Source organism: Sphingomonas sp. UBA978, from assembly GCF_002292295.1.
Classification (GTDB): domain Bacteria; phylum Pseudomonadota; class Alphaproteobacteria; order Sphingomonadales; family Sphingomonadaceae; genus Sphingomonas.
The window spans coordinates 278,291-293,999 of sequence record NZ_DBBS01000005.1; the positions used below are offsets into that span (position 1 = coordinate 278,291).

The window sequence follows — 15,709 nt, forward strand, 5'->3', positions numbered from 1 at the left end:
CAAACGGAGGGCGGCAAAATGTCGGTCGGCCCTTCCTAACGCACAATGCGAACGAACGGCGCAACGATATGCAGTGGAAACGGATCGTCGCGCCGTCAAGCCGCCGGAGGCATGATCTTGGCCGGCAACGCGAACAGATCGGCGAACCGCACCGCCAGCGCGCGGTCGCCGACGATCCGCAGCGAACCGTCCGCCTCCGCCTCGGCGAGCGGCCGCTTGACGTAGATCCACACCGCGAGCGGGGTCGGATCGGTTTCGACGACGACATCGGCCCCGTCCGGATCGGCGCGGGTGATCGCGAGATCGCCGTCCGCCAGCCGCCCGAGGAACCGGTCGCCGCCTAATCGAAAGCCGATCGTCATCCTGAGGTCGCCCGCCCTGACCGGATCGATCATCGTGCGCAGCGACAGCATCGCCGAGGCGGGCGAGAACGGCAGGGTCGGATCGTGTAGCGGCGATCGCGTCGCCCAACGGCCCATCGTCTGCAACACCGGCTCGATCTCATGACCCCAGTCGGTCAGCGCATAGACCTGCACCGACGCCGGCGAGGGCAGCAATTGGCGGACCAGCATCCCGCCTGCCTCGAGACTGGCGAGCCGCTGGGTCAGCACGTTGGCGCTGATCCCGGCCAGTTGCGCCTTGATCTCGCCGAACCGCCGCGGCCCGAACATCAGTTCGCGCAGGATCAGTAGCGACCAGCGCTCGCCGACGAATTCGAGCGCCAGCGCGGTGCCGCAGGCGTCGTCATACCAGCGCCGCGACTCCTTGGTTATCTTTTCTGACTTCATGGTTGCTTTATGTAATTCCGGGGCGCATCAATTGCCAGAGACGATTCGGAGAGGAAGCGTTTGCCATGCCCAAGATGATCTTCGTGAACCTGCCGGTGGCCGATGTCGGCAGGGCGACCGCCTTCTACGAGGCGCTGGGTTTCGAGAAGAATGCGATGTTCTCCAACGCGCAGGCATCGTCGATGGCATGGTCCGACGCGATCGTCGTGATGCTGCTCGACCGGGCCTTTTACGCGACCTTCACCGCCAAGCGGATCATCGATGCGCACGAGCAGAGCGGCGCCCTGCTCGCGCTGTCGTTCGAGGATCGCGCCGCGGTGGATGCGATCACGCTGGCGGCGCTGGCCGCGGGCGGCCGCGAGTTGCACGATCCCGAGGATCATGGCTTCATGTACAGCCGGGCGTTCGAGGACCCGGACGGCCACGGCTGGGGTCCGTTCCACATGGACATGGCCGCGGCCGAACAGGCGATGACGCCGCAACAGGGAGGTTCGCAATGACCTATATCGATGGCTTCGTCGTCGCGGTGCCGACCGCCAGCCGCGACGCCTATCGCGACCATGCGGTCAGCGGCTGGGCGCTGCTGCGCGCGGCGGGGGCGACCCGCCAGTGCGAAGGCTGGGGCAACGACGTGCCTCACGGCACGCGCACCGATTTCCATCGCGCCGTGCAGGCGGGCGAGGACGAGACGGTGGTGTTCAGCTGGATCGAATATCCCGACAAGGCGGCGCGCGATGCGGCGGCGACGCAGATCATGGCGGCGCCCGAGATGGAGGCGCTCGCCGCGACGATGCCGTTCGACGGCCGGCGGATGATCTATGGCGGGTTCGAGACGGTGGTCGACACCGGTGCGCCCTCCCCCGGCACCGGCTATATCGACGGCTTCCTGATGCCCGCCGGCGACCGGCAGGCCTATGTCGCGATGGCGACGCGGGCGGAGGCGGTGTTCCGCGACCACGGCGCCACCCGGGTGGTCGAGGCGTGGGGCAACGACGTATCCCCCGGCACAATGACCAGCTTTCCGCAGGCGCTGCAGCTCGAGGAAGGCGAAACGGTCGTCTTCTCCTGGGTCGAATGGCCGTCGAAGGCGGTGCGCGACGCGGGCATGGAGAAGGTGATGGCCGACGCGCGCATGCAGATGGCGCCCGAGGACATGCCGTTCGACGGCAAGCGCATGGTCTATGGCGGTTTCGCCACCCTGTTCCAGTCCTGACGGGAGCGACGACGATGCCCCTTTCCGATGGCGATCCGATCTGGTTCGAACTCAGCACGCCCGATCAGGCGGCGGCGGCGACCTTCTACGAACGCGTGTTCGGCTGGACGATGCGGACGTCGCCGGTGGCCGAGCATGGCGGCTATGTCCTCGCGGCCGCCGCCGATGGCGAGGCGGTCGCCGGGCTGATGACGCCGCCGCCGGGCGCACCGCCGGGCGGCGGCTGGTCGCTCTACCTGCTCGCCCATGATATCGCGGCGACGCTGGCGAAGGCGGGCGCGCTGGGCGGCCGGATCGTGTTCGGGCCGATGGACATCCCGCACGTCGGCCGCTTCGCCGTGCTGCGCGATCCGCAGGGGGTGCCGCTGTCGGTGATGCAGCCGTTCGCGGAAGACGACGCCCGCCCGTTCAGGCAGGCGCCCGGCGCGCACGGCCATGCGGTGTGGATCGAACTCGCGACGCCCGATCCCGACGGCGCCTTCGCCTTCTACGGCGGGCTGTTCGGCTGGACGAAGGAGGGGGCGATGCCGATGGGCGAGATGGGCGACTATGCCTTTCTGGGCGCAGGCGCGGCGCGGCCGGGCGCGGTGATGTCGAGCACGCTCACCCGGGCGCCGCAGCAGTGGAACGTCTATTTCCTCGTCGCCGACATCGACGCGGCGATCGCCACCGCGGAAGGGAACGGCGGCAAGCTGATCCAGGGACCGGACCCGATACCCGGCGGCGACTATTCGGCCAATATCGTCGACCGTGCCGGCCATCAGGTCGGCATGGTCGGCCCACGCGAGGGCGCGGCATGATGCCCGTGCCGATGGCGGTCTGCCTGTGGTTCGACGGCGCGGCGGAGGCCGCGGCGACCTTCTATGCCGCGACCTTCCCGGATTCGCGCGTCGACAGGGTCACCCGCGCGCCCGGCGACTATCCCGCGGGGCAGCAGGGCGACGTGCTGACCGTCGAATTCACCGTCTGCGGTACGCCATTCGTGGGACTGAACGGCGGCGGCGGGGTCCCGCACGGCAATGCCGTCTCGTTCCAGGTCTTCACCGACACGCAGCAGGAAACCGACCGGCTGTGGAACGCGATCGTCGGCAACGGTGGCGCCGAAAGCCAGTGCAGCTGGTGTTCGGACCGCTGGGGCGTCCGCTGGCAGATCGTCCCGCGCACGTTAACGGCAGCGCTGTCGCATCCCGACGCCGATGCGCGGGGCCGCGCCTTCACCGCGATGATGGGCATGACCAAAATCAACATCGCGGCGATCGACGCCGCCGTCCGGGGAGAGAGTGCATGAGTCACGAACTGTCGATCACCCGCCTGATCGATGCGCCGGTCGACGCGGTCTGGCGCGCGTGGACGGAGGATACCGGCGCGTGGTTCTGCCCGAAACCGTGGCAGGCCGAGTTCGTCACGCAAGAGCTGCGCTCCGGCGGCCGGTCGACGATCGTGATGCGCGGCCCGGACGGCGAGGAGAACCGGCTGGAGGGCGTCTATCTGGAGGTGGTACCGGGGGAGCGCATCGTCTCGACCGACGCCTTCACCGCCGGCTGGCACCCCGCCGGCCCGTTCATGGTCCGCATCGACAGCTTCGCCGCGGAAGGCGGCAGGACCCGCTACACCGCCATCGCGCGCCACTGGACGCAGGAGGCGAAGGACAGCCATGCGGCGATGGGGTTCGAGGCCGGCTGGAACGCCGCGACCGACCAGCTGGAGGCGATCGCGCTCGGCCTCCCGCCGGTCCGGGGAGATGGCGCCGCCTGAGCGGTGCCGGTGGCCTCGCGCCTCACGCGAAGGCGGGCGCCTGACGCAGCTGCTGATAGGCGGCGATCACCTTTTGCAGCATCGCCTCGTGACTGCGGTCGCCGCCGTTGCGATCCGGGTGATATTTCCGGACCAGCTCGGAATAGCGTTTGCGCAGCGCCGACCGGTCGGCGTCCGCCGCGAGGCCCAGTACCTTGAGGCTGGCGCGATCCTGCCCGGACAGCGGCTTGCCGTCGGTGCGTTCGGGCGCGACCTCGCGGCGGTAGCGGGCGCCGATCGCGTCGAGCGGATCGTTGAAGTCCGCCCAGCGCGGCCCCTGGTCGCCACTGCCCGCCCGCGCGAAGGCGCGCGTCTCCCGCTCCCACCCCGCCAGCGGGCGCTGCGCATGATGGATCTCGTCGGCGGTCATGCCGTCGAAATAATTGTAGCGGCTGTTGAACGCGCGCACATGGTCGAGGCACATCCAGCGGAACGCGCCCGGGCCGCCGCCGTCGGCCGCGCCCTCCAGCGGCGGCGCGCGAAACTCGCCCGGCTCCGGACACCCCGGCTCGGCACATACCCGGCCCTGCGATTCCATCCGGCCGTGAAACCTGGTGTGCGGCCGTTCCTTCTTATCGCTCCCGCGCGCCACGAACGCTCCCTAAGCTTGCGCAATGCCGCTATATAGGCGCGATGACCGACACCGCCACCGCTCCGCTGCAAGACGTCATCGCCGCCCGGCTGACCGCTGCACTCGACCCGACGCATCTCGAGGTGGTCAACGACAGCCATCATCACGCCGGCCATATGGGCGACGACGGCACCGGCGAATCCCACTTCACCGTGATCGTCGAAAGCGCATCGTTCATCGGCGCCAGCCGCGTCGCCCGCCAGCGCGCGGTGAACCAAGCGCTCGCCGATCTGTTGTCGACGCGTATCCATGCGCTTGCCATCCGGGCCCGCGCGCCCGGAGAATGACGAATGGCCTATCGGCTGTGGTACTGGCCCACGATCCAGGGGCGCGGCGAATTCGTCCGTCTCGCGCTGGAGGCCGCCGGCCTCGACTATGAGGATTGCGCCCGCGACGAGGGGGCGGAGGCGATGATGGCCGACCTCGAGGCGCGCGCGACCAGGGGGCGCGGGCCGTTCGCGCCGCCCTATCTGGCGTTCGACAGCCACGCCATCGCGCAGGTCGCCAACATCCTCCAGTTCCTGGGGCAGCAGCACGATCTGGTGCCGTCCAACATTGCCGACCGCTACTGGCTCAATCAGCTGCAGCTGACGATCGCGGATTTCGTCGCGGAGATCCACAACGTCCACCACCCGGTCGGGATGATGGACTATTACGACGACCAGAAGCCCGAGGCGGCGCGCGCCGCAACCCAGTTCCGCGACGAGCGGCTGCCCAAATATCTCGACCATTTTGAGGATGCCGCCAGCCAGGGGCCGAGCGACTGGCTGATCGACCATCGCTGGACCTATGGCGACACCTCGCTGTTCCAGCTGGTCGAGGGGCTCCGCTACATGTTCCCGCGCCGAATGGCGACGCTGGAGCCGGACTATCCGAACCTGCTGGGCGTCCATGCGGTGGTCGCCGACCTGCCCGGCATCCGCGCCTATATGAAGAGCGACCGGCGGCTGCCATTCAACGAGGACGGCATCTTCCGCCATTATCCGGAGCTGGACGGGGCGTGAGGCCGTGGCGGCGGGAGTGGGAAAGCAGCGTTTCCCCTTTCGTCCTTCGCACCCCATCCGGCACGCGTTAGGACGCCGGCCATGCCCCGCGCCCCCCGCCCCGCCGCCCGCATCCTGCTCGTCGACGCGCGCCGCCGCGTGCTGCTGATGCGGTTCACCCCGGACGATCGCCCGCCGCTCTGGTGCACCCCCGGCGGCGCGGTCGATCCGGGCGAAAGCTACGAACGGGCCGCGCGCCGCGAATTGTGGGAAGAGGTCGGGCTGGACGTCGACTGCGGGCCCGAGGTCGCGCAGCGCACCGCCGAATTCCTGACCTTCGAAGGCGTCGAGGTGACCGCCGACGAACGCTATTTCCGCGTCGACGTCGACGCGCACGAGGTCGCCGCCGGCGCGCTCACCGCGCTGGAACAGCGGCTGCTCGCCGGGTCGCGCTGGTTCGAGGTGGGCGAACTGGCCGGCTGGCCGGAAACCATCTACCCTGCCGACCTTGCCCTTCTGCTCGCCGCGACGGAGCCGACCGATGCTTGACGATTTCGTGCTCCAGACGATCACCCCCGTCACCCACGATCTGGGCGGGTTCAAGGTCCACCGGACGCTGCCCAACAAGGAGCGGACGATGGTCGGGCCGTTCCTGTTCTTCGACCAGATGGGGCCGGCGCATCTCGAGGTCGGCAACGGCATCGACGTGCGCCCGCATCCGCACATCAACCTCGCGACGGTGACCTATCTGTTCGACGGCGCGATCGACCATCGCGATTCGCTCGGCACGCGGGCGCGGATCGAGCCCGGCGCGGTCAATCTGATGACCGCGGGCCATGGCATCGTCCATTCGGAACGCTCCCCCGACGACGAGCGCAGTCAGGGCCCCGCGCTGTCGGGCATCCAGACCTGGCTGGCGCTGCCCGAGGCGCAGGAGGAGATCGATCCCGCGTTCGAACACGTCACCCGCGCGCAGCTGCCGACGCTGGCGGCGCATGGCGCCCGCGCACGCATCATCATGGGCGAATTGTGGGGGCAGCGTGCGCCGACGACCACCTATGCCGGCACCGTCTACGCCGACATCCTGCTCGCCCCCGGCGCCAGCATTCCGATCGACGCCGCCGCCGAGGAACGCGCGGTGTACCTCGCGATGGGCGAGGCGACGCTGGAGGGGGTGCCGCTGGAGCCGATGAAGTTGTACGTGCTGCGCCCCGGCATCGCCGCGACGCTGCGCTCGGGCAGCGGCGGGCGCGCGATGCTGGCGGGCGGCGACGCCTTCCGCACGCCGCGCCACGTCTGGTGGAATTTCGTCAGCTCCAGCCGCGACCGGATCAACGAGGCGAAGCGCGCGTGGAAGGCGGGCGAATTCCCGGTCGTGCCGGGCGACGACAAGGAATGGATTCCGATCCCCGAGGTGCCGAACACGGTCAGCTACCCGTAGACGGGAGCCGGGGAAGGACGACAACGATAATAGCAGGAGAGACCCCATGACCGCCACACCGCTGCGACGGATCGCGCTTCCCACCGGCGTCGACCTCGACGTCGCCATCGCCGGCGATCCCGCGCATCCGCCGGTCATCCTGCTGCACGGTTTCCCCGAATCGCACCGGACGTGGCGCGGCATCGTCCCCGACCTCGCCCGCGACCATTATGTCGTCGCCCCCGACCAGCGCGGCTTCGCGCGATCGTCGAAGCCGGAGGGGGTCGAGCAGTATGCCGCGGAAAGAATCCTCGCCGACCTGATCGCGCTCGCCGACCATCTCGGCATCGACCGCTTCACGCTGGTCGGCCACGACTGGGGCGGCGCGATCGCATGGATGGCGGCGCTCGCCCGGCCCGATCGCGTCGCGCGGCTGGTGATCGTCAACGCGCCGCACCCGTTCCTCTTCCAGCGCACGCTGATCGAGGAACCGGCACAGCGCAAGGCGAGCCAGTATATCACCCGCTTCCGCGACACGACGATCGACCAGGGCCTGACCGGCGCGGGGCTGGAGCGGTTCTTCGGCTCGACCTTCGCCCACCACGTCACCGAAACGATCGCGGGCGCGGACAAGGCCGCCTATCTCGACGAATGGTCGCAGCCGGGCGCGATCACCGCAATGCTCAACTGGTATCGCGCGTCGGGCGTGATCGTCCCCGCGGTGGACGAGGACGCGCCCCGCCCCGCCTTCCTCGACCGGCCGTTCCCGCCGGTGACGCAGGACACGCTGGTGATCTGGGGCATGCGCGACAGCGCGCTGCTACCGGTGCTGGTCGACGACCTCGGCCCCTATGTGCCGAAGCTGACCGTCGAGAAGATCGACGCCGGGCATTTCGTGCCGTGGGAAAAGCCCGAGGCGGTGGTCGCAGCGTTGCGGCGGTGGAACATCTGACACGGCCGCGCGCCTGTCCTCGCCCCTTGCCGGCTGCGCCGTCTCGTCCCCTCTCCCATGGAGAGAGGGGGAAGCGCGCAGTGCCGAAGGGTGAGGACGGGGACGACGCGCCCGCCAACCCTTTCGCTTCGCTGACCAAAACATTCCTCATGCGTTCAGCCGCGGCGGCGCAGAACGCCGCCATGCCGATCCCCCCGGGGATCGGCGGCCCGTTACGAGGAGAGACGTATCATGCGTAAGTTCATCATCGCCGCGCTGGCCGCCGCGACCATCCTGCCCGCCGGTGCCGCCACCGCGCAGAGCGCCCGCGAAGTGCGCCAGAGCGAGCGCGAGGTGCGCCAGAGCCAGCGCGAACTCGCCGAGGCGCGCCGCTACGGCGACCGCGGCGACATCCGCGAGGCGCGCCGCGAGGTCCGCGAGGATCGCCGCGAGCTGCGCGAGGACTGGCGCGACTATCGCCGCAGCCACCGCAACGTCTACACCCGCGGCGCCTATGCCGGCCCGCGCGGCTATCGCTATCGCCCGGTCGCGGTCGGCTATCGCTTCGCCCCGCAATATTACGGGCGGAACTACTGGATCAACGATTACCAGACCTATCGCCTGCCGCGTCCGGGCTTCGGCTATCAGCGCTGGGTCCGCTACGGCAACGACGTCGTGCTGGTCGACACCCGCTCGGGCCGCGTGACGCAGGTCTACAACCGCTTCTTCTATTGAGGCACCGGGCCCGGGGCGGTTCGCGCCGCCCCGGGCCTTTTCCATATCAGCCGCGCTGGACGTCGCCGCTGCGCAGTGCGGCGAGATCCCCGACATCCAGCGCCGCTTCGGCCCGCGTCATCGCCGATCGTGATGCCGCGCGTGCCGCCGCGCCGAACCGTTCCGGCGCGTGATCCGCCAGCGCCGCCAGCGTCGCCTGCAGGCGCAACTGCACCTCGACCACCCCCGCCCCGTCGCGCGCGATCGGACGGAAGACGTCGACGAACAGATCGTCGATGTCGAGATCCGGCACATGCACGCGCTCGAACCGCCTGGCGCCGTCCGCCTGCGTATCGATCAGGGCCGCGAGCACGCGATGCGCGCCGCCGATGACGCGGATGGCGGTGCCGGGATCGTTGGTTGCTGGCGACAGCGCCCGCGCCGCGATCTCCGACAGCACGATCAGGCCGAACCGCGGGTCCTGATCGAAATTGCGGTCCGGCTTCACCGCGAAGGCGCGACGGACGGCGGCGAGCGTCGCCGCATCGCACGCCCCCTCGACCTGCGCGACCGCGCGGCCGGGGTGGACGAAGGTGCCCGGCAAGGTGGCGACATGCACGATCAGGTCGCGCTGCGTCGCGAGGCGGCACAAGGCCACCATGTCGATATGGCCGACGTAGCCGGTGTCGTCCGCGCGGACCGCATGCGCCGCGGCCGGCACCGCCACCGCCGCCGCCCCGCCGAGACATGGTGCCTCCGCCCAGGCCGTCATCGCGGTCAGCGCGGCGCGCTCGACCCGCTCGATCGTGTCCTGTACCCGGCCGAAGGTCGAGAGATGCTGGATCCAGCGCAGCAGCGTGATCGCGATGATCGCGACGATGACGACCGTCGCGAAGAACAGGACCACCCGCCCCCTGTCGCCGTAGAAGCCGGTGGTCAGCGCGATGATGCCGACGATGCTGAACAGGAACGTGCCGACGAAGGTCGACAGCGCATTCTGGGTGAAGCGGTCCTCGATCAGCAATTGCGTCGCGCGCGGCGTCACCGTGCTGGTCGCCGCGCCATAAGCGGTGACCGCCGCCGACAGCGCGAAGGTGGTCACCGCCAGCATGCTCGACGCGAGGATGGTCAGGATGTTGTCGACCGCCTTGCCGCCGACGGTCAGGCTCAGCTCGTCGGGGATGAACGGCGCCAGCCGTGCCGCCAGCAGCGCGGTCAGCACGCCCGCGATGCTGAACAGCGACGCCCGCAGCCAGATCCGCCGCGTCAGCTGATGCAGCAGATAGGCACCGCGCCCCGCCAGATAACCGCCCGTCATGATGCCCCCCGTTCGACAGGCACCGACAACGCACCGCCGGCCGGTTCGGATCAATCCGCCTCGTAGGCCCCGCGCCGCATGACATAGTCGCGCGTCTCGTACGGGGCCGCCAGCCCCTCCACCCAGGCGCCATGCGCATGGGTCAGCGCCACCAGTTCCATCGGCGTATCCCCCGGCCAGCCGCGCACCCGCACCTCATGCCGGTGGAGATCGCGGTTGGGCTCCATCATCACCCAGCCGAGCGGCCGCTCCGCACCGGCGCGTGCGCCCGCCGCCGCCATCGCCGCGACGATCCGCGCGCGGCCGTCGGCGGGCAGATATTGCCACACCACCGAATGCATCAGCACCCGCGTCACGCCTGCCGCCTGCGGTTCGGCAAGCCGCGCCTCGACCCAGTCGGCGGCATCGCCCCGCACCAGATCGACGCCATGCGCACGGACCTCGCCGATCGCCGCCGCGAGCCGCGCGAGCCGCTCCTGCGCGTCGACCCAGACATAGGCCGCCAGCCGCGCGGCCTGGCTCGGGTCGGCGACGTCGACCGGCGCGATGTCGACGCCGCGCGCGCCGACCACCGCGATCTCGGCGGCGGGCGGCGCAACGCCGCGCCATGCCGGCACGATCCGCACCGCGGCATCCTCCGGTCCGACCGTCACGCCACCCAGATCGAAGCGATAGTGCCCGATCATCAGGTTGAGGCCCGCGCTCGATCCGATCTCCAGCACCTCGATCCGCGGGCCATAGCGTCGCGCCAGATGCAGCAGACCGGTCATCAGCCCCGCCGACCGCGCCGCCTCGTTGGTCTGCGGCGGGCCGTCGAGCCAGGGCAGCAGCGCCGCATCGTGTTCGCGCACCACCCGTCCGAGCGCCGCTGCGACCGCCGCCTCATCGGTCACGACGCCGTCGAACACGCGCGACAGCGCCGCGTCTGCGCCCGCCCGGTGCAGCGCGTGCAGCCCGCCGACCAGCCGCAGCACCACTGCGTCCGCGACCGGCTCGCCGGGCCAGTCGAGCACCCGCCGCCCGGTTTCGCTGCTGCGGTCGAGCGCCTCGCCCAGCGCGGTGCAGAGGCGCGCGGTGACCGGCGCCGCCATCGCCGCGCAATAGCCCGCCTGCACCGCGAACGCCGCCCGGTTCTCCCCCTCGCTGCCCATGCCTGTCTCCTCGGTGGATGTGTTGCGCCTACCCTGCACCACCAGTAAAGCCCGGCGCGTGCCAGCTCCATTAGTCATCGCCGTGCCGAAAGGCCGCATCCTCGCCGAGGCCCTTCCCCTGCTCGCCCGCGCCGGCGTGCATCCGGAGGCGGCGTTCGGCGATCCGGACAGCCGCGCGCTGCGCTTCGCCACCGACGTCGGCCATATCGAGCTGATCCGCGTCCGCGCCTTCGACGTCGCGACCTTTGTCGCGCATGGCGCCGCGCAGCTCGGCATCGTCGGGTCGGACGTGCTGGCGGAGTTCGACTATTCGGAGCTGTACGCGCCCGTCGACCTCGGCATCGGCCATTGCCGCATCTCGGTCGCGGAGCCCGCCGCGATGGCGGCGAACGACGATCCGCGCGGGTGGAGCCACGTCCGCGTCGCCACCAAATATCCGCACATCACCGCCGCGCATTTCGCCGCGCGCGGCGTGCAGGCCGAATGCGTCAAGCTGAACGGCGCGATGGAGCTGGCGCCGACGCTGGGCCTCGCGCCGCGCATCGTCGACCTCGTCTCGTCGGGCCGCACGCTCAAGGAGAACGGCCTGGTCGAGGTCGAGGTGATCGCGGAGGTCACCAGCCGCCTGATCGTCAACCGCGCCGCGATGAAGACGCGGGCGGAGGTCGTGCCACTGGTCGAGGCGTTCCGCCGCGCGGTCGCCGGAGACGCCCGATGATCCGCCTCGACACCACCGACGCCGGCTTCGCCGACGCCTTCACCGCGCTGGTCGAGGGGCGGCGCGAGGCGTCCGCCGACGTCACCCGCGACGTCGCGACGATCATCCGCGCGGTCCGCGACGACGGCGAGGCGGCGGTCGCCGCCTTCACCCGCAAGCTCGACCGCCACGACCTGAACGAGACCGGCTGGCGGATCGAGCCCGCCGCCTGCGCCGCGGCCTATCAGGCGCTGGAGCCGGAGCTGCGCCACGCGCTCGACCTCGCCGCCACCCGCATCCGCGCCTATCACGAGCGCCAGAAGCCGGCGGACACCGACTATACCGATACCGTCGGCGTCCGCCTCGGCGCGCGCTGGAGCGCGGTCGATGCCGCGGGCATCTACGTCCCCGGCGGGCGCGCCGCCTATCCCTCGTCGCTGCTGATGAACGCGATTCCGGCCAAGGTCGCGGGCGTCGGGCGCCTCGTGATGGTGACACCCACCCCCGACGGCGCGATCAACCCGCTCGTCCTCGCCGCCGCGCATCTGGCGGGCGTCGACGAGGTGTGGCGGATCGGCGGCGCACAGGCGATCGCCGCGCTCGCCTATGGCGCGGGCCGGATCCTGCCGGTCGACGTCGTCACCGGCCCCGGCAACGCCTGGGTCGCGGAGGCGAAGCGGCAGGTCTATGGCGTCGTCGGCATCGACATGGTCGCCGGCCCGAGCGAGATCGTCGTCGTCGCCGATGCGCTGAACGATCCGCAGACCACCGCCGCCGACCTGCTCAGCCAGGCCGAGCACGACACCACGACGCAATCGATCCTGTTCACCGACGATGCCGCCTATGCGACCCGCGTCGCGCAGGCGGTGGACGACGAGCTCGCGATCCTGCCCACCGCCGCGACGGCACGCGCCGCCTGGGACGCCAATGGCGCGATCGTCGTCGTGCGATCGCTGGACGAGGCCTGCCCACTGATCGATCGCCTCGCCCCCGAACATCTGCAGCTCGCGGTCGACGACCCGCAGGCGCTGTTCGACCGGGTCCGCCACGCCGGCAGCGTCTTCCTCGGCCGCCACACGCCCGAGGCGATCGGCGATTACGTCGCCGGCCCCAACCACGTCCTGCCCACCGGCCGCCGCGCCCGGTTCGCGAGCGGCCTGTCGGTGCTCGACTTCATGAAGCGTACCAGCTTCCTCGGGCTGGACGAGACCGCGCTGGCGGAACTCGGCCCCGCCACCGTCGCGCTGGCGCAGGCCGAGGGGCTGCCCGCGCATGCCCGGTCGGTCGCGCTGCGGCTGCGGCTCAACCGCTAGGGCCGATCGCCATGCAGCCCTGACGGCCTGCAAACGGCGGTTTCGCGCGCTTCCGGTGCTCACGTACCGAAAGTACGCTGCGCTCCGGGTCACGCAAAACCACCGTTTTCGGCACGTCATCTTCTGAATGGCGATCGACCCTAGACGGGTCGCGCGCCGTCGCGGGAGAAAATCCTTCCGCGGCGGACGCATCCCCGGACCATTCCGCAGCGTTCCTCCCGGCAGCAACCCGCACAGGGTGCGCCACGAGAGGATGTACGAATGACCAAGCTCCAGTTCCGCGGTGCGATCGCCGCGGTCGCGCTGCTCGCCGCCGGTCCGGCGATGTCGGCGGCCAAGAACCCGATGGTCGGCGGTGCCGCGATGTACCCGACCAAGACGATCGTCGAGAATGCCGTCAATTCGAAGGATCACACGACGCTGGTCGCCGCCGTGAAGGCCGCGGGGCTGGTCGAGACGCTGTCGGGCCCGGGTCCGTTCACCGTCTTCGCGCCGACCAACGCCGCCTTCGCCAAGCTGCCCGCCGGCACCGTCGACACGCTGGTGAAGCCCGAGAACAAGGCGACGCTGACCAATATCCTCACCTATCACGTCGTCGCCGGCACGATGACCTCGCAGCAGATCGCCGCGGCGATCAAGGCGGGCGGCGGCAAGGCGGCGCTGACGACCGTGCAGGGCGAGCCGCTGACCGCGTCGATGATGGGCAAGACGCTGATGCTGACCGATGCCAAGGGCGGCACCAGTCATGTGACGATCAAGGACGTGATGCAGTCGAACGGCGTCATCCACGTCGTCGATACGGTGCTGATGCCCTGATGCGCCGCCGGCGTCCGCGCAGTCGCGGGCGCCGGACCGTCACCGCAGGTACAGATAGCCCCCCGCGGCGACCAGCGGCGCGATCGAGGCGACCGCCCAGACCAGCGCGATCCACGGCGAGCGCAGCCGGTGCCCGCGCGCCAGCCAGACGCCGACCGCGGTCATCACCACCGATACCGCGACCAGCCACAGCACGACGCCAATCGCGACGCCGTCCGCACCTTCTCCCATGCCCAGCTCCTGTGTCCGGCCTGTGCCCAACGTGCCTGATATTGCCAACGAGCCACCGGGAATTTGGATGCCCGGCGCAGCGATTCGCGCCTTAGGGGTGACGGATGACGCGCACGCGACTACATGCCCCGCCGATGTCCCGAACCTCGAACCGCACCCAGGCGCGTGCCGCCGCCCGCCTCGCCGCCGTCCAGGCGCTCTACCAGCATGAGATGGAGGGCACGGCCGTGCCCGCGCTGCTCCACGAATTCCACAACCACCGGCTCGGCGCGACCATCGAGGACGCCGAATATGCCGAGGCCGATCAGGATTTCTTCGACGATCTGGTGAAAGGCACGACCGCCCGCGCCGGCGAGATCGACCTCGCGATCGAGAAGAAGCTGGCGAGCGGCTGGACGCTGGCGCGGCTCGACAAGCCGATGAAGGCGATCCTGCGCGCCGGCACCTACGAACTGATGGCGCGTGCCGACGTGCCGGTCGGCGCGACGATCAGCGAATATGTCGACGTCGCCCACGCCTTCTACGAACGGCGCGAGGCGGGCTTCGTCAACGGCCTGCTCGACGGCATCGCCAAGGACGTGCGCTGACCCGCTGAAACGCCCTCTCCCCCCACGGGGAGAGGGTCGGATGCGGGAGGGGCGATGTCCCACCCCGCCCCGAGCCTCCCCTCCGGCAGATGCCATGACCGAAGCCGATTTCCTCGCCGCCCTGCGCACCCTGCCGCTCCACCCGTCCGCGCGGGGGCTGCGCGACGATGCCGCGCGGCTGGTCCATGCGCCACTGGTCGTCACCACCGATACATTGGTCGAGGGCGTGCACTTCCTCGCCGACGACACGCCCGCCGACGTCGCGTGGAAGGTCGTCGCGACCAGCCTGTCCGACATCGCCGGCAAGGGCGCGAAGCCCGACGGCATCCTGCTCAACTATCCGCTGTCCGACGACGGCTGGGACCGCGCCTTTCTGGCCGGGCTCGGCGAAGTGCTCGCCGCCTGCGGCACCGCGCTGCTCGGTGGCGATACCGTGTCGCTGCCCGCGGGGGCGCCGCGGATCCTCACCGTCACCGCCTTCGGCTGCGACACCCCGGCCCCGCCGCGCGGCGGCGCGGGCGAGAACGACGCCCTGTGGGTCACCGGCACGATCGGCGACGCCGGCGCCGGCCTCGCCATCGCGCGCGGGGCGGACGGGCCGGCGGAGCTCGCCGATCGCTATCGCCGCCCGATCCCGCGGCTCGCCGAGGGCCGCGTGCTGTCGCGCATCGCCCATGCGATGATGGACATCAGCGACGGGCTGCTGATCGACGCCGCCCGGATGGCGGAGGCGAGCGGCCTCGGCGTGATCCTCGACCTAGCCGCAGTGCCACTTTCCGCCGCCTATCGCGCCCACGTCGGCACGGACCGCACCGCGCGGCTGCGGGCGGCGACCGCCGGCGACGATTACGAACTGCTGTTCGCGATGCCGGCCAATGTCGTGCCCGCCGTCCCCGCCACCCGCCTCGGCCGCTTCGCGCGCGGCACGGGGCTGACGCTTCACGATGGCGACGAGGTGATCGCCCTGCCGGAGCGGCTGGGGTTCGAGCACTAGGTCCGGGTCGCCATGCGGCCATCCCGTCGCCCCCAGGCAGCCGGGAGTGCGTACACGTCGACGTCGCGCGCGGAGTCGAACCGGTAGCGTCTATGGATTCCCCGGACTCACGAAAGAAGTGCACCACC

At 70.5% G+C, this 15,709-nt stretch carries 21 protein-coding genes; 16 read left to right on the forward strand and 5 right to left on the reverse strand.

Annotated features, from left to right (window positions below):
* Window positions 1-95: 95 nt before the first annotated feature.
* Complete coding sequence (locus tag B2515_RS02935) at window positions 96-788, reverse strand: winged helix-turn-helix transcriptional regulator (RefSeq protein WP_293873472.1); 693 nt, start codon at window positions 786-788, stop codon at window positions 96-98.
* A gap of 65 nt (window positions 789-853) precedes the next feature.
* Between B2515_RS02935 and B2515_RS02940 the strand changes: the two genes are divergently transcribed.
* Genes B2515_RS02940 through B2515_RS02965 form a run of 5 tightly spaced genes read left to right on the forward strand, consistent with a single transcriptional unit; the run spans window position 854 to window position 3,756 of the window.
* Window positions 854-1,288 carry a VOC family protein gene (locus B2515_RS02940; RefSeq protein WP_293873474.1) on the forward strand — a complete coding sequence of 145 codons (435 nt, stop codon included), beginning with the start codon at window positions 854-856 and terminating at the stop codon, window positions 1,286-1,288.
* Entirely contained in the window at window positions 1,285-2,001 is a 717-nt protein-coding gene (locus B2515_RS17300; protein WP_349676226.1) for a DUF1428 domain-containing protein, read from the forward strand. The genes B2515_RS02940 and B2515_RS17300 overlap by 4 nt, the downstream gene beginning before the upstream one ends.
* Window positions 2,002-2,015: 14 nt before the next feature.
* Entirely contained in the window at window positions 2,016-2,801 is a 786-nt protein-coding gene (locus B2515_RS02955; protein WP_293873476.1) for a VOC family protein, read from the forward strand.
* Entirely contained in the window at window positions 2,798-3,289 is a 492-nt protein-coding gene (locus tag B2515_RS02960) for a VOC family protein (RefSeq protein WP_293873478.1), read from the forward strand. The genes B2515_RS02955 and B2515_RS02960 overlap by 4 nt, the downstream gene beginning before the upstream one ends.
* Entirely contained in the window at window positions 3,286-3,756 is a 471-nt protein-coding gene (locus B2515_RS02965) for an SRPBCC family protein (RefSeq protein WP_293873481.1), read from the forward strand. The genes B2515_RS02960 and B2515_RS02965 overlap by 4 nt, the downstream gene beginning before the upstream one ends.
* A 22-nt stretch (window positions 3,757-3,778) precedes the next feature.
* Here the strand turns inward: B2515_RS02965 and B2515_RS02970 are convergent, their stop codons facing one another.
* Window positions 3,779-4,333 carry a J domain-containing protein gene (locus B2515_RS02970; protein ID WP_293873531.1) on the reverse strand — a complete coding sequence of 185 codons (555 nt, stop codon included), beginning with the start codon at window positions 4,331-4,333 and terminating at the stop codon, window positions 3,779-3,781.
* Between the two features lie 95 nt (window positions 4,334-4,428).
* On the opposite strand from B2515_RS02970, the gene B2515_RS02975 reads away from it, so the two are divergent.
* From B2515_RS02975 to B2515_RS03000, 6 genes are all read left to right on the forward strand, one after another.
* On the forward strand, window positions 4,429-4,713 hold the full coding sequence (locus B2515_RS02975) for a BolA family protein (RefSeq protein WP_293873483.1): 285 nt from the start codon (window positions 4,429-4,431) through the stop codon (window positions 4,711-4,713).
* 3 nt (window positions 4,714-4,716) lie between these two features.
* A complete protein-coding gene (locus B2515_RS02980; protein ID WP_293873484.1) occupies window positions 4,717-5,430 on the forward strand; it encodes a glutathione S-transferase in 714 nt (237 codons plus the stop codon).
* 81 nt (window positions 5,431-5,511) lie between these two features.
* A complete protein-coding gene (locus B2515_RS02985) occupies window positions 5,512-5,958 on the forward strand; it encodes an NUDIX hydrolase (protein WP_293873485.1) in 447 nt (148 codons plus the stop codon).
* Window positions 5,951-6,850, forward strand: a complete 900-nt coding sequence (locus B2515_RS02990) for a pirin family protein (protein ID WP_293873487.1) — start codon at window positions 5,951-5,953, stop codon at window positions 6,848-6,850. The genes B2515_RS02985 and B2515_RS02990 overlap by 8 nt, the downstream gene beginning before the upstream one ends.
* A gap of 46 nt (window positions 6,851-6,896) precedes the next feature.
* On the forward strand, window positions 6,897-7,781 hold the full coding sequence (locus B2515_RS02995) for an alpha/beta fold hydrolase (protein WP_293873489.1): 885 nt from the start codon (window positions 6,897-6,899) through the stop codon (window positions 7,779-7,781).
* Window positions 7,782-8,012: 231 nt separating this feature from the next.
* Window positions 8,013-8,495, forward strand: coding sequence for an RcnB family protein (locus tag B2515_RS03000; RefSeq protein WP_293873490.1), 483 nt, complete (start codon window positions 8,013-8,015; stop codon window positions 8,493-8,495).
* A gap of 46 nt (window positions 8,496-8,541) precedes the next feature.
* Here the strand turns inward: B2515_RS03000 and B2515_RS03005 are convergent, their stop codons facing one another.
* A complete protein-coding gene (locus B2515_RS03005) occupies window positions 8,542-9,792 on the reverse strand; it encodes a DUF2254 domain-containing protein (protein ID WP_293873491.1) in 1,251 nt (416 codons plus the stop codon).
* A 50-nt stretch (window positions 9,793-9,842) separates the two neighbouring features.
* A complete protein-coding gene (locus tag B2515_RS03010) occupies window positions 9,843-10,943 on the reverse strand; it encodes a DUF2332 domain-containing protein (protein ID WP_293873492.1) in 1,101 nt (366 codons plus the stop codon).
* A 58-nt stretch (window positions 10,944-11,001) separates the two neighbouring features.
* Between B2515_RS03010 and hisG the strand changes: the two genes are divergently transcribed.
* From hisG to B2515_RS03025, 3 genes are all read left to right on the forward strand, one after another.
* Window positions 11,002-11,661: an ATP phosphoribosyltransferase gene (hisG, locus tag B2515_RS03015; protein WP_293873494.1), complete on the forward strand. Its 660-nt coding sequence runs from the start codon at window positions 11,002-11,004 to the stop codon at window positions 11,659-11,661.
* Window positions 11,658-12,953 carry a histidinol dehydrogenase gene (gene hisD, locus B2515_RS03020; protein WP_293873496.1) on the forward strand — a complete coding sequence of 432 codons (1,296 nt, stop codon included), beginning with the start codon at window positions 11,658-11,660 and terminating at the stop codon, window positions 12,951-12,953. Before hisG ends, hisD begins: the two co-directional genes overlap by 4 nt.
* Before the next feature lie 261 nt (window positions 12,954-13,214).
* Entirely contained in the window at window positions 13,215-13,769 is a 555-nt protein-coding gene (locus tag B2515_RS03025) for a fasciclin domain-containing protein (protein WP_293873498.1), read from the forward strand.
* A gap of 39 nt (window positions 13,770-13,808) precedes the next feature.
* Here the strand turns inward: B2515_RS03025 and B2515_RS03030 are convergent, their stop codons facing one another.
* Window positions 13,809-14,000 (reverse strand): hypothetical protein, encoded by a 192-nt coding sequence (locus B2515_RS03030; protein ID WP_293873500.1) that lies wholly within the window; start codon window positions 13,998-14,000, stop codon window positions 13,809-13,811.
* A gap of 134 nt (window positions 14,001-14,134) precedes the next feature.
* On the opposite strand from B2515_RS03030, the gene nusB reads away from it, so the two are divergent.
* Window positions 14,135-14,587, forward strand: coding sequence for a transcription antitermination factor NusB (nusB, locus tag B2515_RS03035; RefSeq protein ID WP_293873502.1), 453 nt, complete (start codon window positions 14,135-14,137; stop codon window positions 14,585-14,587).
* A 94-nt stretch (window positions 14,588-14,681) separates the two neighbouring features.
* Window positions 14,682-15,581: a thiamine-phosphate kinase gene (gene thiL, locus B2515_RS03040; protein ID WP_293873504.1), complete on the forward strand. Its 900-nt coding sequence runs from the start codon at window positions 14,682-14,684 to the stop codon at window positions 15,579-15,581.
* Window positions 15,582-15,709: the final 128 nt, after the last annotated feature.

Coding starts and splice junctions, on each gene's coding strand:
- B2515_RS02935 (WP_293873472.1), bottom strand. CDS start 788: ATGAAGTCAGAAAAGATAACCAAGGAGTCGCGGCGCTGGTATGACGAC.
- B2515_RS02940 (WP_293873474.1), top strand. CDS start 854: ATGCCCAAGATGATCTTCGTGAACCTGCCGGTGGCCGATGTCGGCAGG.
- B2515_RS17300 (WP_349676226.1), top strand. CDS start 1,285: ATGACCTATATCGATGGCTTCGTCGTCGCGGTGCCGACCGCCAGCCGC.
- B2515_RS02955 (WP_293873476.1), top strand. CDS start 2,016: ATGCCCCTTTCCGATGGCGATCCGATCTGGTTCGAACTCAGCACGCCC.
- B2515_RS02960 (WP_293873478.1), top strand. CDS start 2,798: ATGATGCCCGTGCCGATGGCGGTCTGCCTGTGGTTCGACGGCGCGGCG.
- B2515_RS02965 (WP_293873481.1), top strand. CDS start 3,286: ATGAGTCACGAACTGTCGATCACCCGCCTGATCGATGCGCCGGTCGAC.
- B2515_RS02970 (WP_293873531.1), bottom strand. CDS start 4,333: ATGGAATCGCAGGGCCGGGTATGTGCCGAGCCGGGGTGTCCGGAGCCG.
- B2515_RS02975 (WP_293873483.1), top strand. CDS start 4,429: ATGACCGACACCGCCACCGCTCCGCTGCAAGACGTCATCGCCGCCCGG.
- B2515_RS02980 (WP_293873484.1), top strand. CDS start 4,717: ATGGCCTATCGGCTGTGGTACTGGCCCACGATCCAGGGGCGCGGCGAA.
- B2515_RS02985 (WP_293873485.1), top strand. CDS start 5,512: ATGCCCCGCGCCCCCCGCCCCGCCGCCCGCATCCTGCTCGTCGACGCG.
- B2515_RS02990 (WP_293873487.1), top strand. CDS start 5,951: ATGCTTGACGATTTCGTGCTCCAGACGATCACCCCCGTCACCCACGAT.
- B2515_RS02995 (WP_293873489.1), top strand. CDS start 6,897: ATGACCGCCACACCGCTGCGACGGATCGCGCTTCCCACCGGCGTCGAC.
- B2515_RS03000 (WP_293873490.1), top strand. CDS start 8,013: ATGCGTAAGTTCATCATCGCCGCGCTGGCCGCCGCGACCATCCTGCCC.
- B2515_RS03005 (WP_293873491.1), bottom strand. CDS start 9,792: ATGACGGGCGGTTATCTGGCGGGGCGCGGTGCCTATCTGCTGCATCAG.
- B2515_RS03010 (WP_293873492.1), bottom strand. CDS start 10,943: ATGGGCAGCGAGGGGGAGAACCGGGCGGCGTTCGCGGTGCAGGCGGGC.
- hisD (WP_293873496.1), top strand. CDS start 11,658: ATGATCCGCCTCGACACCACCGACGCCGGCTTCGCCGACGCCTTCACC.
- B2515_RS03025 (WP_293873498.1), top strand. CDS start 13,215: ATGACCAAGCTCCAGTTCCGCGGTGCGATCGCCGCGGTCGCGCTGCTC.
- B2515_RS03030 (WP_293873500.1), bottom strand. CDS start 14,000: ATGGGAGAAGGTGCGGACGGCGTCGCGATTGGCGTCGTGCTGTGGCTG.
- nusB (WP_293873502.1), top strand. CDS start 14,135: ATGTCCCGAACCTCGAACCGCACCCAGGCGCGTGCCGCCGCCCGCCTC.
- thiL (WP_293873504.1), top strand. CDS start 14,682: ATGACCGAAGCCGATTTCCTCGCCGCCCTGCGCACCCTGCCGCTCCAC.